This is a genomic window from Ignavibacteriales bacterium (assembly GCA_016700155.1).
Taxonomy (GTDB): domain Bacteria; phylum Bacteroidota; class Ignavibacteria; order Ignavibacteriales; family Ignavibacteriaceae.
Map to the genome: position 1 here is coordinate 3728868 of CP065001.1, position 24542 is coordinate 3753409.

The 24542-nt window shown below is 36.2% G+C and carries 25 protein-coding genes; 11 read left to right on the plus strand and 14 right to left on the minus strand.

The window, feature by feature from the left end:
- Positions 1-11 precede the first annotated feature (11 nt).
- The 5 genes from IPM56_15475 to IPM56_15495 form a co-directional block, all read right to left on the minus strand.
- Positions 12-992: a c-type cytochrome gene (locus IPM56_15475; protein QQS35624.1), complete on the minus strand. Its 981-nt coding sequence runs from the start codon at positions 990-992 to the stop codon at positions 12-14.
- Between the two features lie 28 nt (positions 993-1020).
- Entirely contained in the window at positions 1021-1728 is a 708-nt protein-coding gene (locus IPM56_15480; GenBank protein QQS35625.1) for a hypothetical protein, read from the minus strand.
- Between the two features lie 9 nt (positions 1729-1737).
- The gene (locus IPM56_15485; protein QQS35626.1) at positions 1738-2205 is read right to left on the minus strand and encodes a hypothetical protein; all 468 of its coding nucleotides are present in this window, start codon (positions 2203-2205) and stop codon (positions 1738-1740) included.
- A 311-nt stretch (positions 2206-2516) separates the two neighbouring features.
- Positions 2517-3161: a response regulator transcription factor gene (locus IPM56_15490; GenBank protein ID QQS35627.1), complete on the minus strand. Its 645-nt coding sequence runs from the start codon at positions 3159-3161 to the stop codon at positions 2517-2519.
- Between the two features lie 85 nt (positions 3162-3246).
- The gene (locus IPM56_15495; GenBank protein ID QQS35628.1) at positions 3247-6291 is read right to left on the minus strand and encodes a hypothetical protein; all 3045 of its coding nucleotides are present in this window, start codon (positions 6289-6291) and stop codon (positions 3247-3249) included.
- Between the two features lie 234 nt (positions 6292-6525).
- Here IPM56_15495 and IPM56_15500 point away from each other — a divergent pair, with 234 nt between their 5' ends.
- The 3 genes from IPM56_15500 to IPM56_15510 are packed head-to-tail and all read left to right on the plus strand — an operon-like array spanning position 6526 to position 8919.
- Positions 6526-6741 (plus strand): hypothetical protein, encoded by a 216-nt coding sequence (locus IPM56_15500; protein QQS35629.1) that lies wholly within the window; start codon positions 6526-6528, stop codon positions 6739-6741.
- A gap of 37 nt (positions 6742-6778) precedes the next feature.
- A complete protein-coding gene (locus IPM56_15505; GenBank protein ID QQS35630.1) occupies positions 6779-7354 on the plus strand; it encodes an isoprenylcysteine carboxylmethyltransferase family protein in 576 nt (191 codons plus the stop codon).
- Positions 7355-7365: 11 nt separating this feature from the next.
- A complete protein-coding gene (locus IPM56_15510; protein QQS35631.1) occupies positions 7366-8919 on the plus strand; it encodes an N-acetylmuramoyl-L-alanine amidase in 1554 nt (517 codons plus the stop codon).
- An 86-nt stretch (positions 8920-9005) separates the two neighbouring features.
- Here the strand turns inward: IPM56_15510 and IPM56_15515 are convergent, their stop codons facing one another.
- Positions 9006-9854: a DUF3078 domain-containing protein gene (locus IPM56_15515; protein QQS35632.1), complete on the minus strand. Its 849-nt coding sequence runs from the start codon at positions 9852-9854 to the stop codon at positions 9006-9008.
- A gap of 311 nt (positions 9855-10165) precedes the next feature.
- Here IPM56_15515 and trxA point away from each other — a divergent pair, with 311 nt between their 5' ends.
- Positions 10166-10501 carry a thioredoxin gene (gene trxA / locus IPM56_15520; GenBank protein ID QQS35633.1) on the plus strand — a complete coding sequence of 112 codons (336 nt, stop codon included), beginning with the start codon at positions 10166-10168 and terminating at the stop codon, positions 10499-10501.
- 56 nt (positions 10502-10557) lie between these two features.
- Here trxA and IPM56_15525 read toward each other — a convergent pair whose 3' ends face one another.
- Complete coding sequence (locus IPM56_15525; protein ID QQS35634.1) at positions 10558-10944, minus strand: hypothetical protein; 387 nt, start codon at positions 10942-10944, stop codon at positions 10558-10560.
- Between the two features lie 206 nt (positions 10945-11150).
- Here IPM56_15525 and IPM56_15530 point away from each other — a divergent pair, with 206 nt between their 5' ends.
- Positions 11151-13115, plus strand: a complete 1965-nt coding sequence (locus IPM56_15530; protein ID QQS35635.1) for a cation:proton antiporter — start codon at positions 11151-11153, stop codon at positions 13113-13115.
- Positions 13116-13204: 89 nt separating this feature from the next.
- On the opposite strand, the gene IPM56_15535 is transcribed toward IPM56_15530, so the two are convergent.
- Positions 13205-13873 (minus strand): nitroreductase family protein, encoded by a 669-nt coding sequence (locus tag IPM56_15535; protein ID QQS35636.1) that lies wholly within the window; start codon positions 13871-13873, stop codon positions 13205-13207.
- A 224-nt stretch (positions 13874-14097) separates the two neighbouring features.
- On the opposite strand from IPM56_15535, the gene IPM56_15540 reads away from it, so the two are divergent.
- The 4 genes from IPM56_15540 to IPM56_15555 all read left to right on the plus strand — a co-directional run bounded on the left by IPM56_15540 (position 14098) and on the right by IPM56_15555 (position 18021).
- A complete protein-coding gene (locus tag IPM56_15540) occupies positions 14098-15036 on the plus strand; it encodes a DUF4097 family beta strand repeat protein (protein ID QQS35637.1) in 939 nt (312 codons plus the stop codon).
- A gap of 154 nt (positions 15037-15190) precedes the next feature.
- Positions 15191-15649, plus strand: a complete 459-nt coding sequence (locus IPM56_15545; protein ID QQS35638.1) for a TPM domain-containing protein — start codon at positions 15191-15193, stop codon at positions 15647-15649.
- Positions 15650-15704: 55 nt separating this feature from the next.
- On the plus strand, positions 15705-17549 hold the full coding sequence (locus IPM56_15550; protein ID QQS35639.1) for a right-handed parallel beta-helix repeat-containing protein: 1845 nt from the start codon (positions 15705-15707) through the stop codon (positions 17547-17549).
- 70 nt (positions 17550-17619) lie between these two features.
- Complete coding sequence (locus IPM56_15555; protein QQS35640.1) at positions 17620-18021, plus strand: hypothetical protein; 402 nt, start codon at positions 17620-17622, stop codon at positions 18019-18021.
- A gap of 62 nt (positions 18022-18083) precedes the next feature.
- Here the strand turns inward: IPM56_15555 and IPM56_15560 are convergent, their stop codons facing one another.
- From IPM56_15560 to IPM56_15585, 6 genes are all read right to left on the minus strand, one after another.
- Complete coding sequence (locus tag IPM56_15560; protein ID QQS35641.1) at positions 18084-19313, minus strand: PQQ-like beta-propeller repeat protein; 1230 nt, start codon at positions 19311-19313, stop codon at positions 18084-18086.
- 251 nt (positions 19314-19564) lie between these two features.
- The gene (locus tag IPM56_15565) at positions 19565-20614 is read right to left on the minus strand and encodes a class I fructose-bisphosphate aldolase (GenBank protein ID QQS35642.1); all 1050 of its coding nucleotides are present in this window, start codon (positions 20612-20614) and stop codon (positions 19565-19567) included.
- A 103-nt stretch (positions 20615-20717) separates the two neighbouring features.
- Positions 20718-21695, minus strand: a complete 978-nt coding sequence (gene ypdA, locus IPM56_15570) for a YpdA family putative bacillithiol disulfide reductase (protein ID QQS35643.1) — start codon at positions 21693-21695, stop codon at positions 20718-20720.
- Positions 21696-21806: 111 nt separating this feature from the next.
- Entirely contained in the window at positions 21807-22202 is a 396-nt protein-coding gene (locus IPM56_15575; GenBank protein QQS35644.1) for a hypothetical protein, read from the minus strand.
- 38 nt (positions 22203-22240) lie between these two features.
- The gene (locus IPM56_15580) at positions 22241-22822 is read right to left on the minus strand and encodes a hypothetical protein (GenBank protein QQS35645.1); all 582 of its coding nucleotides are present in this window, start codon (positions 22820-22822) and stop codon (positions 22241-22243) included.
- A gap of 185 nt (positions 22823-23007) precedes the next feature.
- Positions 23008-23427: a hypothetical protein gene (locus IPM56_15585; protein ID QQS35646.1), complete on the minus strand. Its 420-nt coding sequence runs from the start codon at positions 23425-23427 to the stop codon at positions 23008-23010.
- Positions 23428-23736: 309 nt separating this feature from the next.
- Here IPM56_15585 and IPM56_15590 point away from each other — a divergent pair, with 309 nt between their 5' ends.
- The gene (locus tag IPM56_15590) at positions 23737-23901 is read left to right on the plus strand and encodes a hypothetical protein (protein ID QQS35647.1); all 165 of its coding nucleotides are present in this window, start codon (positions 23737-23739) and stop codon (positions 23899-23901) included.
- Positions 23891-24541 (plus strand): HAD-IA family hydrolase, encoded by a 651-nt coding sequence (locus IPM56_15595; protein ID QQS35648.1) that lies wholly within the window; start codon positions 23891-23893, stop codon positions 24539-24541. The genes IPM56_15590 and IPM56_15595 overlap by 11 nt, the downstream gene beginning before the upstream one ends.
- Position 24542 lies beyond the last annotated feature (1 nt).

A 24542-nucleotide genomic window follows, 5' to 3' on the forward strand; every position in this document is an offset into this window, starting at 1 on the left:
CTCTTTAAGTATTAGTTGGCTGGAGTGAATTTTACAACCTGGTTCTTTACAGGTTTCAGGCTGTGAAGATAATCATAAATTGCACCTAAATCTTCATCTGTCATTCCTCCATACATACTCCAGGGCATGATAGTGTTAAAGCTTCCCTGTTCTACAGGAATGTTTTTCATTTCATCAGTTGCCATCAGCTTAAACCTTTGAATGAATTGTTCTTTTGTCCATGCACCCAACCCTGTTTCAACATCAGGTGTAAGATTAGCTGAACGGATTATACCGAAAGGCAGATGTATTTCTGTGCCGCCGGCGAATTCCATACCTGCAACCGGTTCACCTTCATTTGATTGTGAATGGCAGTGATGACAAGAAGCCATCTTAACAAGATACTTTCCGTATTCTTTTGTATTTGATCTATCAGGAGCCTGGCGAGGTTTGTAAGTATTGAGTGGAAGAGTTTTTACAATATAGTTTACAGGAAAATCCAGGTTCCTTTCACCGATTTCATTATCAATCGGCTTGAGTGTTCTTAAATATGCTATGATTGAATAAAGATCTTCCTGATCCATTTCGGCAAAACCATCATAAGGCATTATAGGGAAAAGAGCCTCACCGTGTTTATTTATTCCTGATGTTAATGCACGAAGTATTTCACCGTCAGTCCAGTCACCAATTGCAGCGGGAGTTATGTTTCTGACAGGAATTGTTCCGGGTAATCCCATTTCCTTGCCAAAAATTTCTCCGCCCATTCCTTCTGTGCCTTCTTTAACCGGTCCGGAGAATTTTGAAAAGTCACGTGAAGAATGACAGTCAATGCACATAGCAACGTTGTTTGCGAGATACTTTCCTCTTTCAATCCGTTCCGGTGTAAGTTCAACTTTCAGGTTTGATACCGGCACTTCTTTAGGGAATGTTGAGTTAAAATACACTGAACCACCGATCAAAAGAAAAACAAAAACCCCTACAACAATTGAAACAATTTTCATGAACTTTTTCATTTTATCCTCGTTTATTTTTTATTGATAGTTAAAAGCTGATTGAATTAAAGTATGCTGTAACGCCGATCTGTGCAGTAAGCATATCAGTTTTGGATTTTGAAACATCATATGAAACTCTGCCGTTATTAATTCTTACAGAACCTTCCTTGAGATATTCCGCACTGGAGCCGAAAAGATAGCGTGCCTTTATGTCAAGGAATATTGAGGAGAAGTCTCCCATTTCATTATCAGTAAGTTGTATTAAAAATCCTGCGCCGCCGCCGTAACTCCAGGCAAAGTCATCAAAGTTTGTAGAGCTTGCTACTTCATCATTTCCACGGCTGAGTATTTGTGTTTCAGTAAACAGGTAGCTTCCTCCGAATAGTGCTTCTGCATACGGTCTTACCACTCCGCTGGTTGCACCCACCTGGAACAAAAGATGAAAGTTGACAAGGTTGTTTGATCTTTCTACATCTACAGTTACATCGGGAATTGTAGAACTGAAAGGTTCTCTCCTAAGCTCATTTCCGTAGTTTATAAAGCCGATATTAAGACCGACTGAAACCGGAAGATCGGAGGTTGGTAACCAGAACATAAATGATCCGCCGATTCCAAATCCTGTTTTATCAAGATTATTTTTAAATTCTCCCATCGGAAATGCAGATGTAAAATTCAGCGAACCGGATTGCGCGGATAATGACTTCGGAAATAATATTACAAACGCGGCAACAATAAGTATCAGAAATAATTTTTTCATAGTTGTCTCCTAATAATTTGAATTTATCGTTATGATCTCGTTCAACCTTGAATTGAAATCTCTTATACTCTCAGGAACTTTTCTGTCAGGTGAAATACCTGCCCAAGAAATTCTGTGTGCTTTGGAACTATCCTTAAGTGTAATAAAAGTCGTGATGTTACCCTTTCCATCATACTGAGTGTTAAGAATATCTGATTCCGAAATAAGCGAGTTTATTTTTTCAATCTGAGTTGTTCCAAGGCTGCCAACATAAATCCTTTTCGCTCTGTCATAGCTGATACCCTGCCAGTGATTTACGTTACCAACCACATCTATATCATATCCTTCATAGTAGCCTGAAAATCCTCCGCCGGTTCCAGTTATAATATTATGTTCAAGAAGAACAGATTTTTCAGCCTCGTTAATCAGCGTCGCAGTTGAGCAGCCGGCTGCTATTGTTAAAAGTGTTATTGACAGATACATTTTTATCTTCTTCATAGTTATCATTAAAATTTTTGGTTCAGAGATCGGAGAAGTAAGAGAATAATTACGATGTAAAACTAAGGGATGAATTTCTGCGGGGGTATAGATAGCAAGCACTAATTTGAAGAGGACATCTGCAGTATATCAGTGTTTTATATAGTCAATATGAACGATAGGTTTTCATTTCGACGTAAAATGAAATGATTTTTAGTTAATGGGAAGTTTTATAAAAGCAGATCTGTTTGTTAAAAAGTGTTAAATGAAAACCTTTGCTTGATAAGCTGAAATGAATTAATGAATTGATTTAATCTAACTACGCAGTAAAATTATTTCTTGGGTACAACACGTTCCTTCAAAGCTTTTGCAACAGCCTGTGATTTTGTGTGAACGTGAAGTTTCTCATAAATATTTCTTATGTGTGCGCGGATTGTAAACGTACTGAGGAATAATTTTTCAGCGATCATTTTATTGTCGTAACCTTGTATCAAAAGGTCAAGCACTTCAAGTTCACGCGGAGTAAGATTGTAATCGGCTTTTGGCGGAGGAAGATGTTGTTTAAACATCTCCAAAACTTTTCGCGCAATGTGCGGGGACATTGGTGATGAACCGCCAAACGCCTGCTCTACAAGGTCAACTACCTGTGCAGGCATAACAGGTTTTGATACATAACCGCAGGCTCCGGCACAAATTGCCTGGAAAACATTTTCATCATCTTCATAAACTGAAAGCATAACTATTTGTACATGCGGATGATCTTTTTTCAAAATAGCGGTTGCTTCTATACCTGACATTCCCGGCAATTCAATATCCATAAGAACCACATCAGGACGCAGATCATCAAATGAATCGACTAATTCTTCTGCTGATTCAAATGCACCAACAACTTCAAATGACGGCGAAGAACGGAGTACAAACGCGGTACCCATCCTTAAGTCGTGATTATCTTCCACCAATGCTACTGATATTGCCATAATATTGTTCTTTACAGTTTATGTTTAATTCCGTTTACAATATTCAAATTACCGCTCCAATGGGCAATAGTCCATTTGCACTATATTAAAACCGCAGGTTCAGTATAATTGTAGTGCCTTTCGAAGGTGCTGAATCAAAGATCAATTCAGCTCCCAAAGTATGCGCACGCTTTTTCATCGTCCCCAATCCTTTACCATTGTAATTCACTGCAGTGTTAAACCCTTTGCCGTTATCCTTTATAACTATTTTTATATGCTCTCCGTCATAAAGGGTTATTACAATCAGTTCAGTGCAGCCGGAATGTTTTACTGCGTTTGATAATGCTTCCTTCAAAAGCATCCACATATCTCTTCTTTGCTCGGGTGAAAGATTTTTTGACGGAAGCAGTTCTTTGTTAGGCAGATCGTAATTAAGTGTTATCTGTTTTGCCCGGCAGGAACTTATTATCATATCCCGTACACGTGTGAGCAGGTCATGCATTGTTTCTGTTTTAGGATCGATCGCCCAGATAATATCACGAATGGACACAACTGATTCCTGTGAAAGAGATATAATTCTTTCAAGTAGCTGCGGCATCATTACAGATGCTTTTGAAGGTGTGTTTGCCTCATCCTGAATAATTTTACCGAACATAGCAATACTGCTTAGGTTCGACGCGATTTCATCATGCAGATCCGCCGCAATCCTCGTTCTCAGTCTTTCAAGTTCTAATAACCTGTTCACCCTGTACTGATAAGCTATCAGTATAATGCCAATAATAAATGAACCCGCAATAAGTATAAACCACCACCGCTGCCAGAAAGGGGGAACAATTGTGATGGATATTTCTTTTACATGTTTACCCCATACACCATCACTGTTCGTCGCCTTAACTTTGAACATATAGTTACCGGGGGAAAGATGCGTGTAATTAGCATATCGGCGGCTTCCTGCGTAAATCCAATCCGGATCAATTCCTTCAAGCATGTATGCATATTGATTTTTTGAAGGATCGGAAAAATCTAATGAGGCAAATTCAAACGAGAAAAGATTTTCATCAAACGCCAGGTTTATATGTTCGATTTCATTAATGTTCTTATCAGTTTTATAATCTTCACCAAATACGCTGAACCTTGTTATATAAAGAGGAGCTTCGTAAGGATCATCAATTATACTGTCAGGATTGAACATAACAAAGCCGTTAACAGTACCAAGATAAAAAATCCCGTCCCTGTCTTTCATAAGCGCGCCTGAAAGAAAATCATTAGAAGGCAACCCGTCATTTTCATCGTATACTTTTACTGTTAACGTTGAGGGATTAAATTTTGCCAGACCTTTGTTTGTTGTTATCCATAGGTTGCCGAAATTATCCGGAAGCATTCCTTTAACATAGTTGCTCGGTATTCCGTTCCTTTCAGTAAACGCTACGAAGTTATCATTCTCCCTAAAGTACCGGTTAATTCCACCTCTGAATGTTGATATCCAGATATTATTTTCGTTATCCTCATTTACGGAATAAACAACCGCGCTGCTTATACAGTCGGTGCAGTTAAAATCTTTCTGATAACGTTTTAGTTCATTGGTTCGCTTGTTGTATTTGTATAGTCCGCCTCCGAAAGTTGATATCCACACGGTACCGCTTTTATCCTGATAAACAGAATGAACATCAGTGTTTTCATGTGCTAATTCAAATTCAATTAATTTGCCTGTTGAAAAATTGTACCTGAAAATTCCGCTTTTTTCTGTAGTTACCCACAAGTCTCCATCACGATCAGAATAAACGTACTTTATATGTACATCAGATTTACCGGCAGGAAAAATTTCGTCACTATTCAGTCTCCTTATTCTCCCCGTTTTAAGATCAAGAATATTCAAACCGCCGCCGAAAGTAGCTATCCACAACATCCCGTTTTTATCCGGTGTGATCGAATAAACTGAATTATTACTTAAGGAAGAATTATCAGAAGGATTATACCGGAATTTTTTAAATGTACTTTTTACGGGATCAAATTTATTCAATCCTCCGTCTTCTGTTCCGATCCAGATAAACCCGTTCCTGTCTTTATAAAATGCTTTTACTCCCGTTCCTGAAATTGAATTTTCATCGAAGTCATTATGTATATATGAATTGAATTTATTTAACCTCGGATCATAACGGTTTACTCCGCCTTTATAAGTGGCTATCCAGATTGCGCCGGCTCTATCTTCCATAAGATCATAAATGCGGCTTGATGAAAGTGTGGTTCTGTTCCGCGGGTTATAAGTATAGTGGTCAGTTTTTTTTGTTTTCTTATCTAACTTAATTAATCCATTAAATCCGCCGACCCAGATATTGTTTTTACTATCTGTAAGTAAAGCAAGTACAAGTTTATCTTTGAAGTATTCAGGTCTGTCTGAAAAATCTGATGCTCTTAAAAACTTTTCACTCTTTCGAACGAACAAATCAACTCCGGTCATCGTCCCGAACCAGATATCACCATCGTGATCTTCTTTAATCAACACAACAACAGGATTAGACGGTGAATTATCAGACCCGTATTTGTACTTAAAATGCTTTGATGATTTATCCTCAGGATTATACCTGATAACCCCGTCATCAATTCCGACCCAAAGTAATCCTGATTTATCCTGAAGAAAACACCTTATGAAATAACCGGATGTTAGCTTAATCAGATCTTCATACTTACCATTTTTTAAGAACCTGTCTTCATCCGGATCGTATTCAAGAAATCCCTTTGTAGAAGTACCAACAAGCAGTGTTCCTTCTTTATCTTCGAATATACTTCCGACACCGAAAATCTGTTGCTTGTTTTCCATATCATCAGTAACGAGTGAGTATATTTTAAATGTTGATGTTACAGGCAGATACCGGTTAAGCCCGTTGGATGTGCCTATCCAGATATTTCCTTTTGAATCCTGGAATACTCTTGTTATCCAGTCATCAGATATTGAACCCGGATTAGCTGGATTGAATTTAAAAATTTTAAACTCATATCCATCGTACCTGTTAAGCCCGTCTTCTGTGCCGATCCAGATAAATCCGTCTTTATCCTGGATGATTGAAGTAGCAATATCATTTGATAAACCTTCCTTAATTGAAAAGTTTTCAAAATTGATATGACGGCTTTGTGCTAAAGCAATTTTAGACACAAATAAAATCAGTAATACAGCGACTTTAAAGCCGTTATTTTTTATCACCGGGATTTGATTTTGAAGTTCATAGGAGTGGTAAGAAATTATCCTTACCTGTTTTTCTATACAAATATAGTTAATCCTGATTAAAACTATTAATTCTGTTTGTGCTCTGCAATAGTTGTGTTAAGTTTTTATCTTTGAACTGAAGTTTATTAAGTTTTCAACAATAATTTTATTTAAGGTATAAAGATGATAAATCCTGAATTGCTTCAGATACTCTGCTGTCCCGAATCAAAAGCAGACCTGATACTTGATGGTGAAACTCTTGTATCAACCGACAGAAAAACAAGACGAAGATACAGGATTGAGGATAATATTCCCGTGATGCTGATTGATGAATCTGAACAACTGAGCGAGGATGAGTGGACAAGCATCATGAAAAAACACGGTGTAAAGTTTGAATAGTAAACCCATTCCATTAACATAACTTAATACTGAAATTATGGATCCTATTAATATTCTTATCGGAATAAATATTATTGCTTCATTCGGTGCCAATGTTGCCGGCGCAAAAAAGGGTTTAAAATCATCCGTTATTGCAGTTAAGGAAAGACCTGTAACATACCTTCAGAAACTGCCTTTAGTCCTGTCGACTATTACATTAGTCGCATTAATTCTTGCGGTATTCCAGGTCGGTACACTTGAATATAAAGAAGAGTATTTCAGTTTAAGGATCACTGGATTGATCATTTACATTATTTTTTCGTGGATTCAAATATCTGCGTACAAATCACTGGGGGAAAATTATTCACAGGAGATTTTGATATTCAAAAACCATTCTCTTGTACAAAAAGGTATGTTCAGAATTATAAGACATCCGCAATATTTATCGCAAATTCTTCTTGACATTGGAGGGGCGCTTGCTACACTTAGTTTTATTGTCGCTCCGGTTGCGTTGCTACAAATTCCATTCATTGTTATGCGCGCATCAATGGAAGAAAAACTGCTTGAAAAATATTTTAAAAATGAATTCACGGAGTACAAAAAGAAATCAGGTTTTATGATCCCGTTCCTTTAATACCTTTTCGCATGAAAATTACCTCCACAAATAAAATATTCTTTGTAGTTCTGCTTTTACTTATTGCTGCAGAACTTCATGCTCAAATTACTCGGCTTGAAGTAAAAACTGAAAACGGCACATCATACATCCCGGCATTTGAACGGCAGGGCATAATTTATTTTTCAATTAAACACCTTGCAGAGGTTACTTCCGTCAACTATTACTTCAACAGCAAAGCAGAAAAAATTGAACTTAAACCTGAATCTTACCGGATAAAAATAACTGCAAGAAATCCATATATACATATCATAGCAAAACAAAAATCCGGTGATGTGATACAGCAAATTCCGACTTCCACATATTTGCAGGATGACAATATTTATATCCCGGTCGTCTATTCAATGGAAATGTTAAGAATGATGTATGGCAAAGTAGTTGAGTTTGAATCGCCCTCACGGTTAATCATAACCGGAGAAAAATATGTAAAAGGTTCTGAAAGTTTTATAAATGAAAAAAGCGGGTTTGATATTTACGGAATTTCAATCGATGAAAAAGCAAACGGTACATTAGTAAGAATAAAATCTAAAAAAAGAATTCCATCCTACAACAGTAGCTTTAAAGATGGTGTGCTTACATTAATTTTCAGAAGTGTAAAATGTGATGAACAGGTTCTTACCAAATCGGGTGAAAAAGGTTTGATTAGGGAAATCAAAGCAAAAAATATTAAGAATGATACTGAACTTAAGTTTTCCCTTTCGAAGGAATATACAACGAGTGAAGTAATGAATGCCGAGGGCAGTAATGATATCCTGATCACGATTCACAACAAAATTTTTTCAGGTAATGATATTACTAATAAGAATAAATCAAAATGGAATTTTGATGTTATTGTAATAGATGCCGGTCACGGCGGTAAGGATGGCGGGGCTATTGGTGTTAACGGTGTAAAAGAAAAAGATGTGAATCTCGGCGTTGCATTAAAGCTCGGCAAACTGATTGAAAGTTCCCTTAAAGATGTTAAGGTTGTATATACACGTAACAATGATACATTCGTTGAACTGTATAAGCGCGGAAAAATTGCAAATGATCAGTCCGGTAAATTATTCATTTCAATTCACTGCAACTCAACTCCGAAAAAACCAACAGATGCAAACGGGTTTGAAGTATATCTTCTGCGACCCGGAAGAACACAGGAAGCAATAAACATTGCCGAGAGAGAAAACAGTGTTATTGAATATGAAGAAGATCCGAAACGTTATCAGAAATTGACTGATGAAAATTTTATACTTGTCAGTATGGCGCATTCGGCATATATGAAATATTCAGAGAAGTTTGCCGATTTACTTAACCTGCAGTTCAGCAATGATCTTTCATTGGCGTCAAGAGGTGTTAAGCAGGCTGGCTTTTATGTGCTGGTTGGGGCTTCTATGCCGAGTGTATTAATCGAGACCGGATTCTTATCAAATAAAAAAGACGCTGAGTATTTAAAAAGTACTAACGGGCAAAAACAGATCGCCAATTCTATTTTTAACGCGATAAAAAATTTCAAAGAGTATTACGAAAAGATGATTGATTCCGAGTAACTATGATAGTTATGTAGTAAAATTTTTTCTTAATCCTGACCTCACTCTTTTTAAAGCAAGGTCAGGAAAAAGAAAAAGATTGATTATCAGAACAGAGTATAAACGATACCTATTTGTAATGCTTCTTTAAGCTGTGTTTTTCTTGATTGACTTATCTCGTGTACAACAACCACAGCAAAATTTACATTTATATACTCGTTAACTTTTGCTGTAATAACATTGTCCCACCTGACATCCCAAACATCAAGTTTATCAAAACGAGTGAACAGCCTTAGAAAAGTAGCGTACTGCATGTTTTCCATAAAATCTATTTTTGAACCCGTAACGGATTCAAGACCAGTTTCAAATTTCAGCTTCTCGATTTCATTAGTTGTTTCAGGATCATCCGAATACAATGCCGCAAAGTCATTTGCAAATGTCTGTTGAATAGCTATACCCAGTCTTGATGAAAAGTTTGCATTGGGTTCATATAAGAAACCGAGTGCTTCGGTTACATACCCGGGATCAAACAAGTTTACAATCTGCACTGCAGGATCAACTTTGTAATCATAACCTTTGGTGATAGCCGTTCTTACTGTAACTGAAAAATACGGATCAACAGCCCAGCCAAAATGACGTGATAGTACACTTTCAAAATAGATTTCATTGTCGGTCGTTCTGTAACCGGCATCTTCAATATTGGTTCTTCCAAATGATGCCTTTAAAAAGTTTTTCCATTTCCACGGCTGATTAAGATATGCAAGACCAAGATTAGTATAAGCGACAAATGCCAGCGCGTTGCTGCCTCCCTGTGTCCAGTTTTCAAAAGCGACCTGGCTTAAATTCAACCCTACCACACCGTAAGGGTTCCACCCTTCTACAAGGGTTGAATCGTGCGGCTGTGCAAAAAGATTCACTGAAATGAACATCAAAATGACCAGTAATAACTTTTTCATTTTATTCCTTTTTTTATTGTGATTATTAAAACAGTAAACTTTAAATATTAGTTTCAAATTTATGGACAGAGGATTTGAGCAGGTTTTATCAAACAATTGACATGAAAAAAACCGCTTTTCCCATTGAAACCCGGCTTAATCCTTTTACAAATTTAGAACTTGAACCGTCAAAAAAAAACATCGCTAAGTTATACTAAAGTATTTTTAAGTATGTTCAGTCGGATGAAGTATGCCGAAAATGGTTTCGTGGTACTTGAATCCTGTTCAGGAATTTATCATCTCACATAGTGAAAATTTAATAAAGGATAAAAATGAAAAGTTACATCGAAGGAACTGATTCAAATTTTGAACAGGAAGTATTAAAGTCAGATATTCCCGTACTTGTAGATTTTTGGGCTCCGTGGTGCGGACCTTGCAGAATAATAGCTCCCGTTGTTGAAGAAATTTCAAATGAGTACCAGGGAAAAATAAAAGTTGTAAAGATAAATACGGATGAAAACCAGGTTACCGCAATTCAATATGGAATAAGAAGCATACCAACATTAGGAATATTTAAGGACGGAAAAGTTGTAGATGCGGTTATCGGTGCGGTACCCAAAAAACATATCGTTGATAAGATTACACCTTATATCGTATCGGTTAACTAAAATAAATTAATTTACTTTAAACGCTGCCCTGTGCAGCGTTTTTTGTTTTAAATCATTTATACTGAAGAATTATTCAGCTTACCGGATTTATAAAAAATTAATCCGGTTATACCGTGAATTAAAAGATAAAGAGGAACGATTGATGAAAGGATTATTAAACTTTCTGAATTGATACTGCTGGTATCAATCAGAAATTCGTTAATCAGAAAAAGAATAATAATAACAAACGATGTTGCAATTAAGGAATATTTCCCGATCTCGTAGGAGACACACCAGAATTTATCTTCCAGGCTGATTTCTATTTTTTCCAGAAGTAAAGGACGAAGAGCAAAAAGTGAAAGAAGAAAGATCAGGTTTGGATCAATAAAATAAATAAGCAGAATAATAATAACACCGGCAGCAATTTCAATTGAGTAAGCTGTGAACATATTTTTGTATCTCATATCCACCTCAGTGATCATGCTTTTATCTGCCGATAACTTACTTTATAATTTATTACATTTCAATTTATTTACAGATTTTTCGATTGCTGTTTAACAAGTATGAATAAATATGTTATAATACATCAGATCGGCCGGAAGAAAGCAATACATTTCTTTTTCATATATTAAACAAGGATTTTAAATCAACCCACACTGAATTTTAGAATATGCACGAATACGGAATAATTAAGGATATAGTTATAATTCTGCTGGTATCGATACCAATTATTTTCCTTTTTAAAAAACTAAGTATACCTGGAATAGTTGGTTTTCTTATAGCGGGTGTAATTATAGGTCCGTATGGTTTCCGGTTAATTTCTGAAGTAGAACAGATCAACATCATGGCAGAAGTAGGTGTTATTCTTCTTCTCTTCACAATCGGGCTGGAAGTTTCATTCGGTAAGCTTATAAAAATGAGGAGGATGCTGCTGCTTGCCGGAGGATTGCAACTGATCATTACAATAACTATTTCCGCTTTACTTCTTTATGTGATAGGTTTACCGCTGCCCAATTCAATTTTTGGGGGAATGATAGTAAGCCTTTCAAGCACAGCTATAGTATTAAAACTACTAACTGACAGAGGTGAACTTGAAGCCCCTCATGGAAGACTGGCATTAAGCATTTTGATTTTCCAGGATCTTGCCGTCGTACCTATGTTTATTTTATTACCGATACTCGGCGGAAAACTTAACACTTCATTTATTGAAATAGTTCTTCAGCTTGTTTATGCTTTTACTGCTGTTGCTGTTATACTTATACTTGCAAAATTCCTGATGCCGAAAATACTATTTCATCTTGCAAGGCTCCGGATACGCGAAGCTTTTACAATTGGTACAATACTGCTGCTGCTCGGTACAGCATATCTTACTTACTCGTTCGGATTATCATTTGCGTTAGGTGCTTTTATTGCAGGAATAATTCTTTCGGAATCAGAATTCAGTCCGCAGGTCGTTGCTGATATTGTTCCATTTAAAGATGTATTTAACAGTATCTTTTTCGTATCAGTCGGACTATTGTTAAATATCAACTTTGTCATTCTCAATCCTTTAACCTTTTCTGTCACTGTTATTGGTGTGATCATATTGAAAGCAGCGATAATAATTATTATCGTTAAATCAATTAAGTATCCGCTTAGAGTGGGAGTTTTAACTGCAATATCACTTGCGCAGATCGGCGAATTCTCATTCGTTATTGCACAAGCAGGTATGAAGTATGACCTTCTCACAGGAGATTTATTTAATGCGTTTATTGCAGCTTCAATCTTTACGATGATGCTGACACCATTACTAATAACTCTTGCGCCGGGACTTGCATTAAAATCAAGTTCACTTGAACCTGTAAAAAAAGGAAAGACTGATGATACTCTAAAAGATCATGTGATAATTGTTGGCTTTGGCTTAAATGGAAAAAATCTTGCAAGAGTTTTAAAAGAAGCAGGAATAAAATACGTAGTAGTTGAACTCAACCCGGAAACAGTTAAAAAAGAAAAAGCCGGTGGGGAGAATATTATTTACGGAGATATTAATAAAGAGGAAATTCTTCATCACGCGCATATCAGGGAAGCGAAGATAATTGTGTATGCTATTTCTGATCCTGTTTCTTCCAGGCGGGGATTGCAGGCTGCCAAAAAAATTAATTCATCCATCTATGCAATCGTAAGAACAAGGTACACAAATGAAATAGAAGAATTAATGAATCTCGGCGCGGATGAAGTTATCCCTGAGGAATTTGAAACTTCACTACAAATTTTCAGTAAAGTACTTGAACGATATCACATCCCCCTTAATGTTATAATGAAACAGGTAGCAATATTGCGAGGTGAATCTTATATGTTGCTGAGGAAAGAAGAAGCGGGCATTGGATCATTTGTTCATCTTGGAGAAATACTTGCTGCAGGATTAACTGAAACTTTTTATGTGGATGAGAAAAACCCTCATCTTGGTAAAGCGTTGACGGAAATAAATCTTAGGGCACAAACTGACGCTACAATTATTGCAATCGTTCGCGGATCAAAAACAATCTCAAGTCCATCCGGAAAGGAAACATTACAAAGCGCAGATACGCTTGTTATTACCGGCTCACATCAGGCTGTTGATAAAGCTATAGAGCTATTAAGTCTCGGAAATAGTTAGTACTAAAACCAGCAATCCTTCTTAGCCCAGGCAAAAACAAGAAATTGATACTTCCTTACTTTGGTTACTATCTGACGAGCGAAAAAAATTTATATGAATGTAACTATTTCGGAGATCGCTTTTCTTTTTATATCGGGAACTTTAACCCCGGCTGCGGGATATCCGGTTACAAGAAGAAGAAAAGGTTTTTCATTTGACGGTCTGTTCAGAATTTTATTCAGAAAGTTCATTGGACTTGGAGTGTGTGTAAGTGTAGCAAGTCCGCACTGGTGAAGCGCAGTTATTAATATTCCTGTAGCAATTCCAGTTGACTCAACTGCATAATATTGTTTCACCTTTCTTCCATCTTCAGACACTTCGATGTTCTTATAAAAAATTGCTATAAGAAACGGCGCTGTTTCCAGGAAAGGTTTATTTTCATCAGTACCGAGAGGAGCCAGTGCTTCAAGCCATTCCCTAGGCGCGCGGGAGGCATAGAACTCTTTTTCTTCCGCTTCAGCTCCCTCTCTTATTTCTTTTTTAACCTGCTTATCTGAAACAACAACAAAATGCCATGGCTGCATATTAGCCCCGCTTGGTGAAGTACCCGCAGCTTTAATACAATTAATAATAATTTCTTTACTTACTGATTTATCTGAAAACTCACGTATGGTTCTTCTTTTATCCACTAACTCAAAAAAAGCCTCCGAGCGTTGTAACATTACCTCTTCACTGAAAGATTGAAAGTTGTCAAGTTTTTTGAATTCAGCTTGTTTCATTTGTTAATTCCTTGTAATGAATTTCAACAAAAAGTTCAATTTGATTTTTTTTGACAGAATAAATACCGTTCAAATAATCATCGTACCGTATATAAAAGAAACATCGACAGGCAGATATATATTTATTTTATTTGTACCGGTCAAAATATTTAACAGAGAGTAAATAACTAACTAATAGTAACCTTTTTTTTATTAGAAAGTCTAATGAGAAAAACGGAGAACAGATGAAAAATTTAAATAGTACTTTCAGATTATTTTTTGCGATAACATTCCTTTTAACCTCAACATTATTCAGTGCCTGCAGAATTGAAAACAGTTATGCCGGTGACGATAATTTAAGAGTGCTTCACGAAAAAACATTTCCTATTTCAGCCGGTAAAGATCTGAAACTTGAAGCTGCTTCAGGCGATGTAATGATCCTGACCTGGGATAAAAATGAAGTTTATGTAAAAGTGCTTGGCAATGATAAGGCTGAAGAAAAAATTGATTTCAGGTTTATCGGAAACAGTGATGAAGTTGAAATCATTGCCAAGAAAGAAGGTTCGGTGTTCAACTGGTTTTCAAGCGGTATAAAACTAAAGTTTGAAATAAAAGTACCCGCAAGTTTTAACACAAAAGTTTCTACCGCGGGTGGCGATATAAGATTAGCTGATGTAAAAGGTGAAAATAATTTAAAAACTTCCGGCGGCGATGTTTGGGTAAAAAACACTAACGGAAATTTAAATCTCTCAACGTCAGGTGGTGATATAAATCTTGATAACAACTCCGGCGAAATGAGTGTTTCAACCTCCGGCGGTGATATTATGTGCAAAGATTTTTCCGGTAGCCTGAATGCTTCGACTTCGGGCGGCGACATCAAACTATTTTCAGGTAATGCTAAAGTTTCAGCATCAACATCAGGCGGCGATATAGCTTTTGAATATAACGGCAAAAACAATGGTATCGAATTGACAACATCGGGCGGTGATATAACTTTGAAAGTCCCCTCTGATTTTAGTGCCGCAGCAAGGTTATACACTTCAGGCGGAGACATAGAGTGCAACCTTACAACCAACAATGTTAAAAAGATAAGTTCAACAAAGTTTGAAGCAGACATAAACAACGGCGGCAGTCCGTTAGTTTGCAAAACATCAGGCGGCGATATAGTCGTGTCAAAAAAATAAAAGTTTGAGAATCGCATCTCATCTCCAAGGCGCATTCAAATGAACCGAAAGGTTTGTGCGAGTGCGCTTTTATTTTTGTAATAACCCCTTCTTTAAACAAACCTTGTATTATTAAACCTACTTCAATAGTTTTGTTCGGAAACAAATTCTGATTATGAAGAAAAAACTTTTATATCATTTTATTGATGATGATGACCTGCTGAGAATTACAAAAGCAGTAAGGAATGTTGAAAGTACGACACAAGGTGAAATCTGTGTCAGTATAAAAGAACAGAGGTCATTCTTTGAAAAGAAGAAGACCATTAAACAGCTTGCTGATAGTGAATTCTTTAAACAGGGTGTTAACAAAACAAAGTTCGGAACAGGAATTCTGATCTTTCTGATTTTGAAAGAAAGACAGTTTTACATTCTTGGCGACAAAGGCATAAATGAAAAAGTAACTCCCGAAACCTGGGATTCAATAAAAAATAAAATGCAGGAATATTTTAACATAGGTGAATTCGGTAAAGGAATAAAAACTGCTGTTGAAATGGCTGGCGAGATTCTGACTGCCCATTTCCCGATTAAACCGGACGATAAAAATGAACTAAGCGATACAGTTAAAATAAGTTGAAAAATAATTTTTATAAAATCTTTTACTCCATATAAAAAAATTTGATGAGGCTATAATGAAAAAATTACTTCTACTTTTTTGTTTTATCTATTCAGTTTCAGTTTATGCGCAGTATACTACTCCCAACACCGGTGTAAACTGGAACCTTGCTGATCTTGTAACCAACTCGGGTGGAGTTGTGACCGGTACATTTCCAAACTACCTGATAATAAATAAGATTAATGTTTCGGCTAGTGACAGGATTTATATTCTTCCAGGAAGTGTAGTGACATTTACAGGCTCAACCTCGGGGTTTGATGTATCCGGAAAATTTTTTGCTGTGGGTACTTCAACCGATTCAATTATTTTTACATCAACATCTAATGACTCAACCGGTAATGCATATAACGGTTTTTATTTTCTTGATGCCTCGGTTGATACTGCCTGCATAATAAGCTATGCAAGAATTGAGTATGCATATTATGGATTCAGATGCCTCGGCGCTTCACCAACTTTGAGTCATTCATATCTCTGGAAAAACAGGAGAGGTGCAAATCTTTCAAGTGATTCACATCCGGTAATTTCCAATAATAAAATTGAGAGAAGTTATGAGTATGGAATTACAATGACTTTGGGATGTTCACCATTGATTGAAAATAATATTATCGCGTTTAACAATACGGAGAATACCTCTGCTAAAAATCAGATCAGCATTGGACTTCAGGGAAATAACTCCCCCATCATACGCAACAATATTATTTATGGCGGAACAAGTATCGTTACTGGTGGAATAAGTGTTTGGGTCAGCGGAGCTTCCGCTTTTTCAAACGCAGTAATTGAAGGCAATGAAATTTATAATAATAGTTTTGGAATGACTCTATTAAGTTCTTCAAACGGAATTATTAATGCACAGGTAAGAAATAATAAAATTTATAACAACAAACTTAATCCGAATGCACAGGTTTCGGGAAGCGGAATTAATGTTAACGGTTCACCCTTTAATACACCTGTTATAACAGGTAATGAAATATTTAATAACTGGTGGGGAATTACTATTCAAAACGGAACTACAGTTCAGGCGGGACCACAGCCGAATATTGGTAATTTAGAAAATGCTGACACAACTGATGACGGACAAAATATTCTCTATGATAACATTCAGGGAACAACCGTGTATGATCTGTACAATAACTGCACTAATGATATTATGGCTCAGAACAATGATTGGAGAGTATATGACTCTCTTTCAATTGAGCAGCATGTATTTCACAAGGCAGATAATTCACTTCACGGCACCGTAAAATTTATACCTTTCTCCCAGTTCCTTCCTGTTGAACTCGTTTCTTTCTCAGCAACAGTGAATAATAATTCCGTGATATTAAAGTGGCAGACAGCAAGCGAAATAAACAACCGGGGATTTGGTATAGAAAGGCGTCAAACGTCAGATGTGAAAAGCCAGATGAGTTGGGAATCTATAGGATTTATCACCGGAAAAGGAAGTACATCTGAAATAAATAACTATTCATTTACCGATAATAGTGTAGTCGCCGGGAAATATTCTTACTGGTTAAAACAGTTTGATTTAGATGGGTCATTTACTTACTCCAATGTGGTTGAAGTTGATATTAATCCGGTCACTGATTTTGTTTTATACCAGAATTATCCCAACCCGTTTAATCCATCAACAAAAATAAAATTCATATTACCAAATGTAGAGACGCATCGCGATGCGTCTCTACTAAAGACGCTTAAAGTGTACGATGTACTTGGCAACGAAGTAGCAACTTTAGTAAATGATAATATGAATGCCGGAAGCTACGAGATTGATTTTGATGCTTCCAGCCTTTCTGCCGGAGTTTATTTCTATCGGCTTACTGCAGGTTCATTTATCCAAACGAACAAAATGCTATTGTTGAAATAAAAGATTGGTTAGACAATAATTGATTTAATTATTACCTTGTAACAAATGTAAAATCAATTCTGAGGTGAGTATGAAGAAATTAATAAGCATGTCTCTCATGTTTTTAATGATTCTGACTTTCTCATTCAACTGTTCAGAATCTGAGATCAGTCCTTCTGAAAATATCGTTCCGCCTGTAACGGATGAGGCATTTGTTTTTGATCCTGCTGTAGGCGAGAAGTGGATGCCTGGAGGTCAGTATAAAATAAAATGGAGTTACCCGGGCAGTGTCGAAGAAGTGAATATCATCCTCCTTAAGAAAAAACAATACAACAAACTTGAAATACAAATGAACGCCGTTAACAGCGGTATTTTCACCTGGAATATTCCTGAGAATATTACTCAGTCAGTTTCTTACCAGATCAAAATTGAAAACAGTGCTGACCCCAGGTATTTCTTTTACAGTAATGTTTTTGAGATTTCAAGTAATTGAGGATAGACTTAATTGAAAAACAAAACCCGCTGACGAGAGTGGGTTTTTCATTTTTATCCCTTTCATTTAATTGAATAGAAATACTTTTTAGTTCCGCGAACAGTACCAAGATATATTCTACCTTCTGATGAGATAGCTGGCGAATATAAACTCTGACCATCTAGTTGGAGTTGCCATTTTTCGTTCCCCAAGCTATCAACTGCCCCTATTTTATTTCCATCAAACAAAAAATAGATGCATCCATTAACATCACTGATTAAACTGAAAAATGCATTTAAAGCATAGGACTTAGACCACCTGAATTCACCTAGATGGGTAAATGAAATTAAATGATTACTCGCTCCAAGAATAGCATTACCTTTTTTGTCTATTGTTGGATCAATATAATCTGGTACTAATTGCAAAGAATCTGGGATTCCATAGTACGGTAATCGCTCGCCTATTGAGTTTATCTTCGAGAAGCCAGATTGCACATGTATTATTCCTGATACATCAACTAATGGTGTAGAAAATAAAAAATCAATCACAGAACCTATGTTTGATCTCCATTTAAGCTCACCATTTAGAGAAACAGCATATAGTTCATCATTGGTTACATACATTGTGTTTCCATCTGGTGAGAATACAACCGCTGATGATGATGAACCGAAATCATCAAGTGTTAAACTCCATACTGTTTCTCCTGTTTTCGAAAACTTGTACAACACTCCGTTGTGTGCAAATGCATACAGGTTTCCTTCCTTGTCAAGGTTCATCATACTGTATATACCTGTAGATTGTGCAAATGTAACTTCCCACTTCATTGTACCGTCAGGATTTACAGCAAACAATTTATCTCCCCACGTTGCAACGTATATTGTTCCGTCTGATGCAAGTACAGGTGGTGATGAATTTTTCTGTGTTGGTGACGGCAGCGGAAATGTCCACTTTATGCTTCCGTCAAATCTCAGTGCATAAAGAAAACTTCCCGGGCTTGCTGTGTCTTTATACGACACGAAATAGATTGTTGAATCACCAACCACAGGTGAAAGAAATGAATCGTGTGTCAGGTTTGTAGTTGGTAGTTCAATCATCCATTCAACCTGTCCTAATTGTGGTCCTGCGTATTTACTTCTTCCTGTAAACTGTGCATCTCCGTGATGAATGGGCCACGGGTTTGCATCAAGACTTGGCCAGGGAATATCTTCCTGCCAGCCCGGCGGATTAACTTTTGGTGGTGGAGTAACTCCGTTGTCTTTACAACTTAATTGTAAGATTAGTAAAAGAAGGATTGGTAAAATTATTTTTTTCATTTTCCCCTCTGCTCCTTTCATATAATGATGTGCGATTTATTGTGGTGTTAAAGGCAAAGCAAAGAATTATTATGCAGTCAGTAAATACCCGTATATGTTTGCAAAGCCAATCACCCCTATTCATTATTTATACCTATTCAAACGTAAACTGCTTCCGGGTGATTGTCAACGCAAAAAACATATTTATTTTTTATCAATAAAAAACCCGCTAATTAAAGCGGGTTTTTATTACTAACAGTTTCTAAAAAGTTCTATGCTACAGTAATATCCTTTTCAAGATAAACATCCTGAATAACATTTAGCAGTTTAACACCGTCAGCCATTGGGCGCTGGAATGCTTTTCTTCCTGAGATCAATCCCATACCGCCGGCACGTTTGTTTATCACAGCGGTTTTAGCAGCTTCAGCAAAATCATTTTCACCTGAAGCGCCGCCGCTGTTTATCAGTCCTGCTCTTCCCATATAATTATTAATTACCTGGTAGCGTGTTAGGTCAATCGGGTTGTCGCTTGAAAGATCTGAGTAAACTTTCTTATGTGTTTTCCCGAACTTTAACGCATCAAAACCGCCGTTACATTCAGGAAGTTTTTGTTTGATGATATCCGCTTCAATTGTAACACCGAGATGGTTTGCCTGTCCGGTTAAATCAGCAGCAACGTGATAATCTTTTTCTTTTGTTTTGAAAGCATTGTTCCTTGTATAGCACCATAGGATTGTTGCCATACCAAGTTCGTGCGCGTACTGGAATGCTTCGCTTACTTCAATAATTTGTCTTCCGCTTTCCTCGGAACCGAAATAAATTGTTGCGCCGACTGCAGCCGCACCAAGATCATAACATTGTCTTACACCCGCAAACATAATCTGGTCGAATTTATTGGGATACGTAAGCAGTTCATTGTGATTAAGTTTTACTACGAACGGAATTTTGTGAGCATATTTTCTCGATGTCATTCCAAGTACACCAAGTGTTGATGCAACTGCGTTACATCCGCCTTCAATCGCTAACTTGACAATGTTTTCCGGATCAAAATAAGCCGGGTTTGGCGCAAATGAAGCGCCCGCGCTGTGTTCAATTCCCTGGTCAACCGGAAGAATTGAAACATAGCCTGAACCCGCTAATCTTCCAGCCATAAAAATCCACTGAAGATTTTTTAGTGTGTTTATATTTCTGTCAGTGTGTGAAAAAATCCTGTCCACAAAATCAGGACCCGGCAGGTGAAGTTGTTCTTTCGGAAATTTTGCTTTGTAGTTTAACAGCGAATCCGCTTCATTTCCAAGAAGCTCTTTAATTTTACTATTCATTCTTACTCCCTAATATTTTGAATTTTCTATAACAAATTTTGCCAGACAAAAATAGTCTTAAAAAAAGTTGAATTCAATTTGGCGGGTCAAAAAATGAACAATTTTATTTTAATTTTTCACTTTTCCCGATATGATCAAAAATTGATTGAGCGTGGAACCTTGAATTTTCAATAAACCATTTGCCCGTGTCCATTCCGCCGCAAACAACTCCCGCAAGGTAAATCCCTTTTCTGTTCGTCTCAAAAGTATCCGGATCAAAAACAGGGCTAAGATTATCGCCGGGTGAAATTTCAATACCTGAATTTTTAAGAAAGCTGAAATCAGGATGATAGCCTGTCATAGCAAATACCACATCATTTTTAATTTTAATAAGTCCGTCGGGAGTTTCAATTTCAATGGTGTCATCTAAAACAGTTCTTACGGTTGAATTAAAATATGATTTGATACTTCCTTCTTTTATCCTGTTTTCGATATCAGGAAGAACCCAATACTTAATACTTTTTTTAAGATTACTTTCGCGTACAATCATTGTAACTTTTGAGCCTCTTCTATAGGTTTCAAGCGCCACATCCACTGCTGAATTTCCGCCGCCGATTATTGCAACATCAAGTTCAGAATAAGGGTGAGCTTCTTTGAAGTAGTGAAATACTTTACCGGAATTTTCTCCTTCGACATTCAAAAGATTCGGATTATCGTAGTAACCTGTTGCGATAATTATATTCTTTGCCTGGTAGGAATTCTTATCAGTAATTATCCTGAAGCGATCGGTTTCGCTTATGACAGAATTAACTTTTTCATAAAAATTTATTTTCAGATCCCACGTTGTTTTAATACGTCTGAAATATTCAAGAGCTTCTCTGCGCGTTGGTTTATCGCCATGTGAAATGAATGGAACATCGCCTATTTCTAATCTTTCTGATGTGGAAAAGAAAGTCATATTAACGGGATAATTATAAATTGAATTTACAAGACAACCCTTTTCGACTATCAGGTAATTCATTTTACGTTTCACCGCTTCGATACCGCAGGTTAACCCGATTGGTCCGGCACCGATAATTATTACATCAAATAAGTTGTTCATTTATAATCCGAATAAATTTTACTTCAACTAAAGTGATTGCTTTAAAATAAAAAAAGCGGCAATCAATGCCGCAATGATATTAAAATTAACACTTGCTGAAGTATTTATTTATTAATATTGCTCACACATTCCGTACTGAGTAGTGATAGAAACAGAAGTGGGGAATGAAGCCAGTGTAGAATAATAATAGGTAGTACCATTTTTCCACACCCAATCATATTCCCTAAAATAACTCCAATAACCATTATTTGAATAACAACCAAAGTTGCCAAGGCTATTCCAACTTCCACTGCCTGCTTTTTTATATAATGTACTCCAACAATGATATGCAGGTGTTTGTTTCCATTCAATTTTAACTTGTACCTGTGGACAACCATTTACTAATTGACTGTTCCCAGTAAATGAAACACTTGTGATTACTTCCAATATCGGGTCAGCTTTTAGCTCAACGCTCAAAGCAAAAATTACGACAAAAACAAAAAACAATGACAAGAATTTTATCTTCATTTTATCCTCCTTTTTTATGATTCCACTTCAGCAAGTATTTAATTCCAAGTAATTATAATATCTTTGATTGTTTTAAGATTCTTAATAACAAAGGAATAAAAAATCCGATTATCCTTTTCCTCTGTCTTTGAAGGCGGATATGAAATCTTTACATTTAAAAACTTTTTAGGTACAGAAATAATGAACTTTGCATTTAAAACAGGATTTTCCCAATGTTGTGTAGTATATAATATATATTTAGCTGATTTATCATTAGTTTTTTGCTTATAACGAATATCGAAAGATTTAGTCTCACTTGAATCAAAAGCCATAGCCCAAGATACACCACTTTCCAGTGTCTTATAATCAAATTCTTCTAAATATATTTCATGAGGATAGTTGTACTTTTCATCAACTGGGAATGGATAAAATACTTTCGCAACGACCATATTCCCTTTATTATTCCTAAAAGTATAATTACCTGTAACTTCAAACTCACCGCCATAGCAATCAACTTGAACTACTTCGTCTATAAAATCAATCCAAGAGCTATCACTTTGAAAATCCTCTTGAGAAAAAACATTACTTTGTGTCAATAATAAAAATATAAATGTGAAAGGAAAAAAAATTTTGCTTAGCATTGATTCTCCTCTGTCATTTCTAATTAAAAGATTTTTATTTGGTTTTGTTGAGATAGAAATTGCCCCCATTCTGAATTAAAAATAACGATTCACTGATAAAAAACAAAATACTATTTTTAAAGTTATTTTTATTTAAAATAAAAAAAGCGGCAATCAATGCCGCTTTAGAAATTTATATTTTCCTTTTAATCAATAATTTCTATTAAAGCACTTGCTACTGTTTTATCTCTGTCGTCTAGAAGGAATACTCTGTAAAAACCGGGTTCTTCAAACTTCATATCGCTTTCATCATTTTTTGAGAAATAGATATAGTTCATATCCGGCTCAACATTGTAATGGAACTTCTTGTAATATTCGAATTTTTTAGATCTTGCATTGTATTTATCAAACTGAATTGATACGTCATCCAGATCCAATGCGTCATCGCATTTAACCATAACGGTTAAATAGCCGGTTGTAAATCTGTCACTAACACCTACTTCACCATTGTTGCCGTATTTTTCGCAAAAGTAAAGTACAGGTTCATTCTGTGCAAACAGGTTTTGATTAAAACCTATAAGAATGTATAACAGTGAAAGGGCAAAAAACAGTTTCGATACTTTCATAGATCATCTCCTTTTGTGTTTAGATTTTTGTGGAATACTACTCAAAAAATTATGCCAGAATCAGGCAGCAAAATAAAAGTACATTTTAGGATGTTATCCGTTTTCCGGAATAATTTGTCTTTTCTAAGGTATTTATTACTTTAATTTTAAAGTCGCACAATTGCGACACAGAAATTATTGCTCCCCATGTAAGCAGTTAAGATCGGTCTGAGTATAATTTTGTAATTTTTTTTATAAAAAGCACTGGTAGTTCAAAAAATAGTTGAAAATATTTTTTAAGTTAGTAACAACTGTTGAGGATATGTACAAATGAATAAAACCGAAATCTGTCCCTGGTGCAGCACAGAAACAAAGATAATCTGGGTTCATGGGCATGGACAGTGTTTGAACTGCGGAATAAATATCGATGAATGCAGCCGCGGCGAACAATGCAGCGAAAACAACTCACCGGCAGAAAATACTGATGAAGAATAAAATTTTACATGTCTGTTTTGACCTTGACGGAACATTAATAGACTCGCACTCCACCATTTATAAATCAACCACCACAACCCTGGATCATTTTTCTATCAGGCATGATATTGATGAACATAGATTCAACCGGCTGATTGGAAAACATTTTTCAGATATTTTTAATGAGTTCGGGATTGTAGTGGATGATCTTCCATCTTTTATAAAAGTCTATAAGAAAATTTATTTTGATTTTATTGATGAATCAAAATTATATCCGGGCATACCTGACCTGTTAAAATTTCTTAAAGAAAAAAATATTGCAGTAACATTGCTTACAACAAAGGCCCAGGATCAGGCTGATCTGATAATCGATCATTTCGATCTGCGAAAATACTTTTCGCTTGTTGTGGGAAGAAGAGAAGGAATGGCACACAAACCATCACCCGAACCGCTTTTATTTATTTGTAATGAACTGAATATAAATCCGGCAGAAACATTAATGACAGGCGACACTGAACTTGATATTCAATGCGGAAAAAATGTTGGCACAAGAACCTGCGCCGTTACTTACGGCTACAGAACAATTGAAACACTTAAAAAAGAGCAGCCAGATTATTTAATTAACCGGGCTGAAGAAATTATTAAAATATTTCAATGGTAGT

What these genes read in the sequence shown, in the direction of transcription:
- IPM56_15475 (QQS35624.1), bottom strand. Translation starts at nt 992, where the DNA reads ATGAAAAAGTTCATGAAAATTGTTTCAATTGTTGTAGGGGTTTTTGTT.
- IPM56_15480 (QQS35625.1), bottom strand. Translation starts at nt 1,728, where the DNA reads ATGAAAAAATTATTTCTGATACTTATTGTTGCCGCGTTTGTAATATTA.
- IPM56_15485 (QQS35626.1), bottom strand. Translation starts at nt 2,205, where the DNA reads ATGAAGAAGATAAAAATGTATCTGTCAATAACACTTTTAACAATAGCA.
- IPM56_15490 (QQS35627.1), bottom strand. Translation starts at nt 3,161, where the DNA reads ATGGCAATATCAGTAGCATTGGTGGAAGATAATCACGACTTAAGGATG.
- IPM56_15500 (QQS35629.1), top strand. Translation starts at nt 6,526, where the DNA reads ATGATAAATCCTGAATTGCTTCAGATACTCTGCTGTCCCGAATCAAAA.
- IPM56_15505 (QQS35630.1), top strand. Translation starts at nt 6,779, where the DNA reads ATGGATCCTATTAATATTCTTATCGGAATAAATATTATTGCTTCATTC.
- IPM56_15510 (QQS35631.1), top strand. Translation starts at nt 7,366, where the DNA reads ATGAAAATTACCTCCACAAATAAAATATTCTTTGTAGTTCTGCTTTTA.
- IPM56_15515 (QQS35632.1), bottom strand. Translation starts at nt 9,854, where the DNA reads ATGAAAAAGTTATTACTGGTCATTTTGATGTTCATTTCAGTGAATCTT.
- trxA (QQS35633.1), top strand. Translation starts at nt 10,166, where the DNA reads ATGAAAAGTTACATCGAAGGAACTGATTCAAATTTTGAACAGGAAGTA.
- IPM56_15525 (QQS35634.1), bottom strand. Translation starts at nt 10,944, where the DNA reads ATGAGATACAAAAATATGTTCACAGCTTACTCAATTGAAATTGCTGCC.
- IPM56_15530 (QQS35635.1), top strand. Translation starts at nt 11,151, where the DNA reads ATGCACGAATACGGAATAATTAAGGATATAGTTATAATTCTGCTGGTA.
- IPM56_15535 (QQS35636.1), bottom strand. Translation starts at nt 13,873, where the DNA reads ATGAAACAAGCTGAATTCAAAAAACTTGACAACTTTCAATCTTTCAGT.
- IPM56_15540 (QQS35637.1), top strand. Translation starts at nt 14,098, where the DNA reads ATGAAAAATTTAAATAGTACTTTCAGATTATTTTTTGCGATAACATTC.
- IPM56_15545 (QQS35638.1), top strand. Translation starts at nt 15,191, where the DNA reads ATGAAGAAAAAACTTTTATATCATTTTATTGATGATGATGACCTGCTG.
- IPM56_15550 (QQS35639.1), top strand. Translation starts at nt 15,705, where the DNA reads ATGAAAAAATTACTTCTACTTTTTTGTTTTATCTATTCAGTTTCAGTT.
- IPM56_15555 (QQS35640.1), top strand. Translation starts at nt 17,620, where the DNA reads ATGAAGAAATTAATAAGCATGTCTCTCATGTTTTTAATGATTCTGACT.
- IPM56_15560 (QQS35641.1), bottom strand. Translation starts at nt 19,313, where the DNA reads ATGAAAAAAATAATTTTACCAATCCTTCTTTTACTAATCTTACAATTA.
- IPM56_15565 (QQS35642.1), bottom strand. Translation starts at nt 20,614, where the DNA reads ATGAATAGTAAAATTAAAGAGCTTCTTGGAAATGAAGCGGATTCGCTG.
- ypdA (QQS35643.1), bottom strand. Translation starts at nt 21,695, where the DNA reads ATGAACAACTTATTTGATGTAATAATTATCGGTGCCGGACCAATCGGG.
- IPM56_15575 (QQS35644.1), bottom strand. Translation starts at nt 22,202, where the DNA reads ATGAAGATAAAATTCTTGTCATTGTTTTTTGTTTTTGTCGTAATTTTT.
- IPM56_15580 (QQS35645.1), bottom strand. Translation starts at nt 22,822, where the DNA reads ATGCTAAGCAAAATTTTTTTTCCTTTCACATTTATATTTTTATTATTG.
- IPM56_15585 (QQS35646.1), bottom strand. Translation starts at nt 23,427, where the DNA reads ATGAAAGTATCGAAACTGTTTTTTGCCCTTTCACTGTTATACATTCTT.
- IPM56_15590 (QQS35647.1), top strand. Translation starts at nt 23,737, where the DNA reads ATGAATAAAACCGAAATCTGTCCCTGGTGCAGCACAGAAACAAAGATA.
- IPM56_15595 (QQS35648.1), top strand. Translation starts at nt 23,891, where the DNA reads ATGAAGAATAAAATTTTACATGTCTGTTTTGACCTTGACGGAACATTA.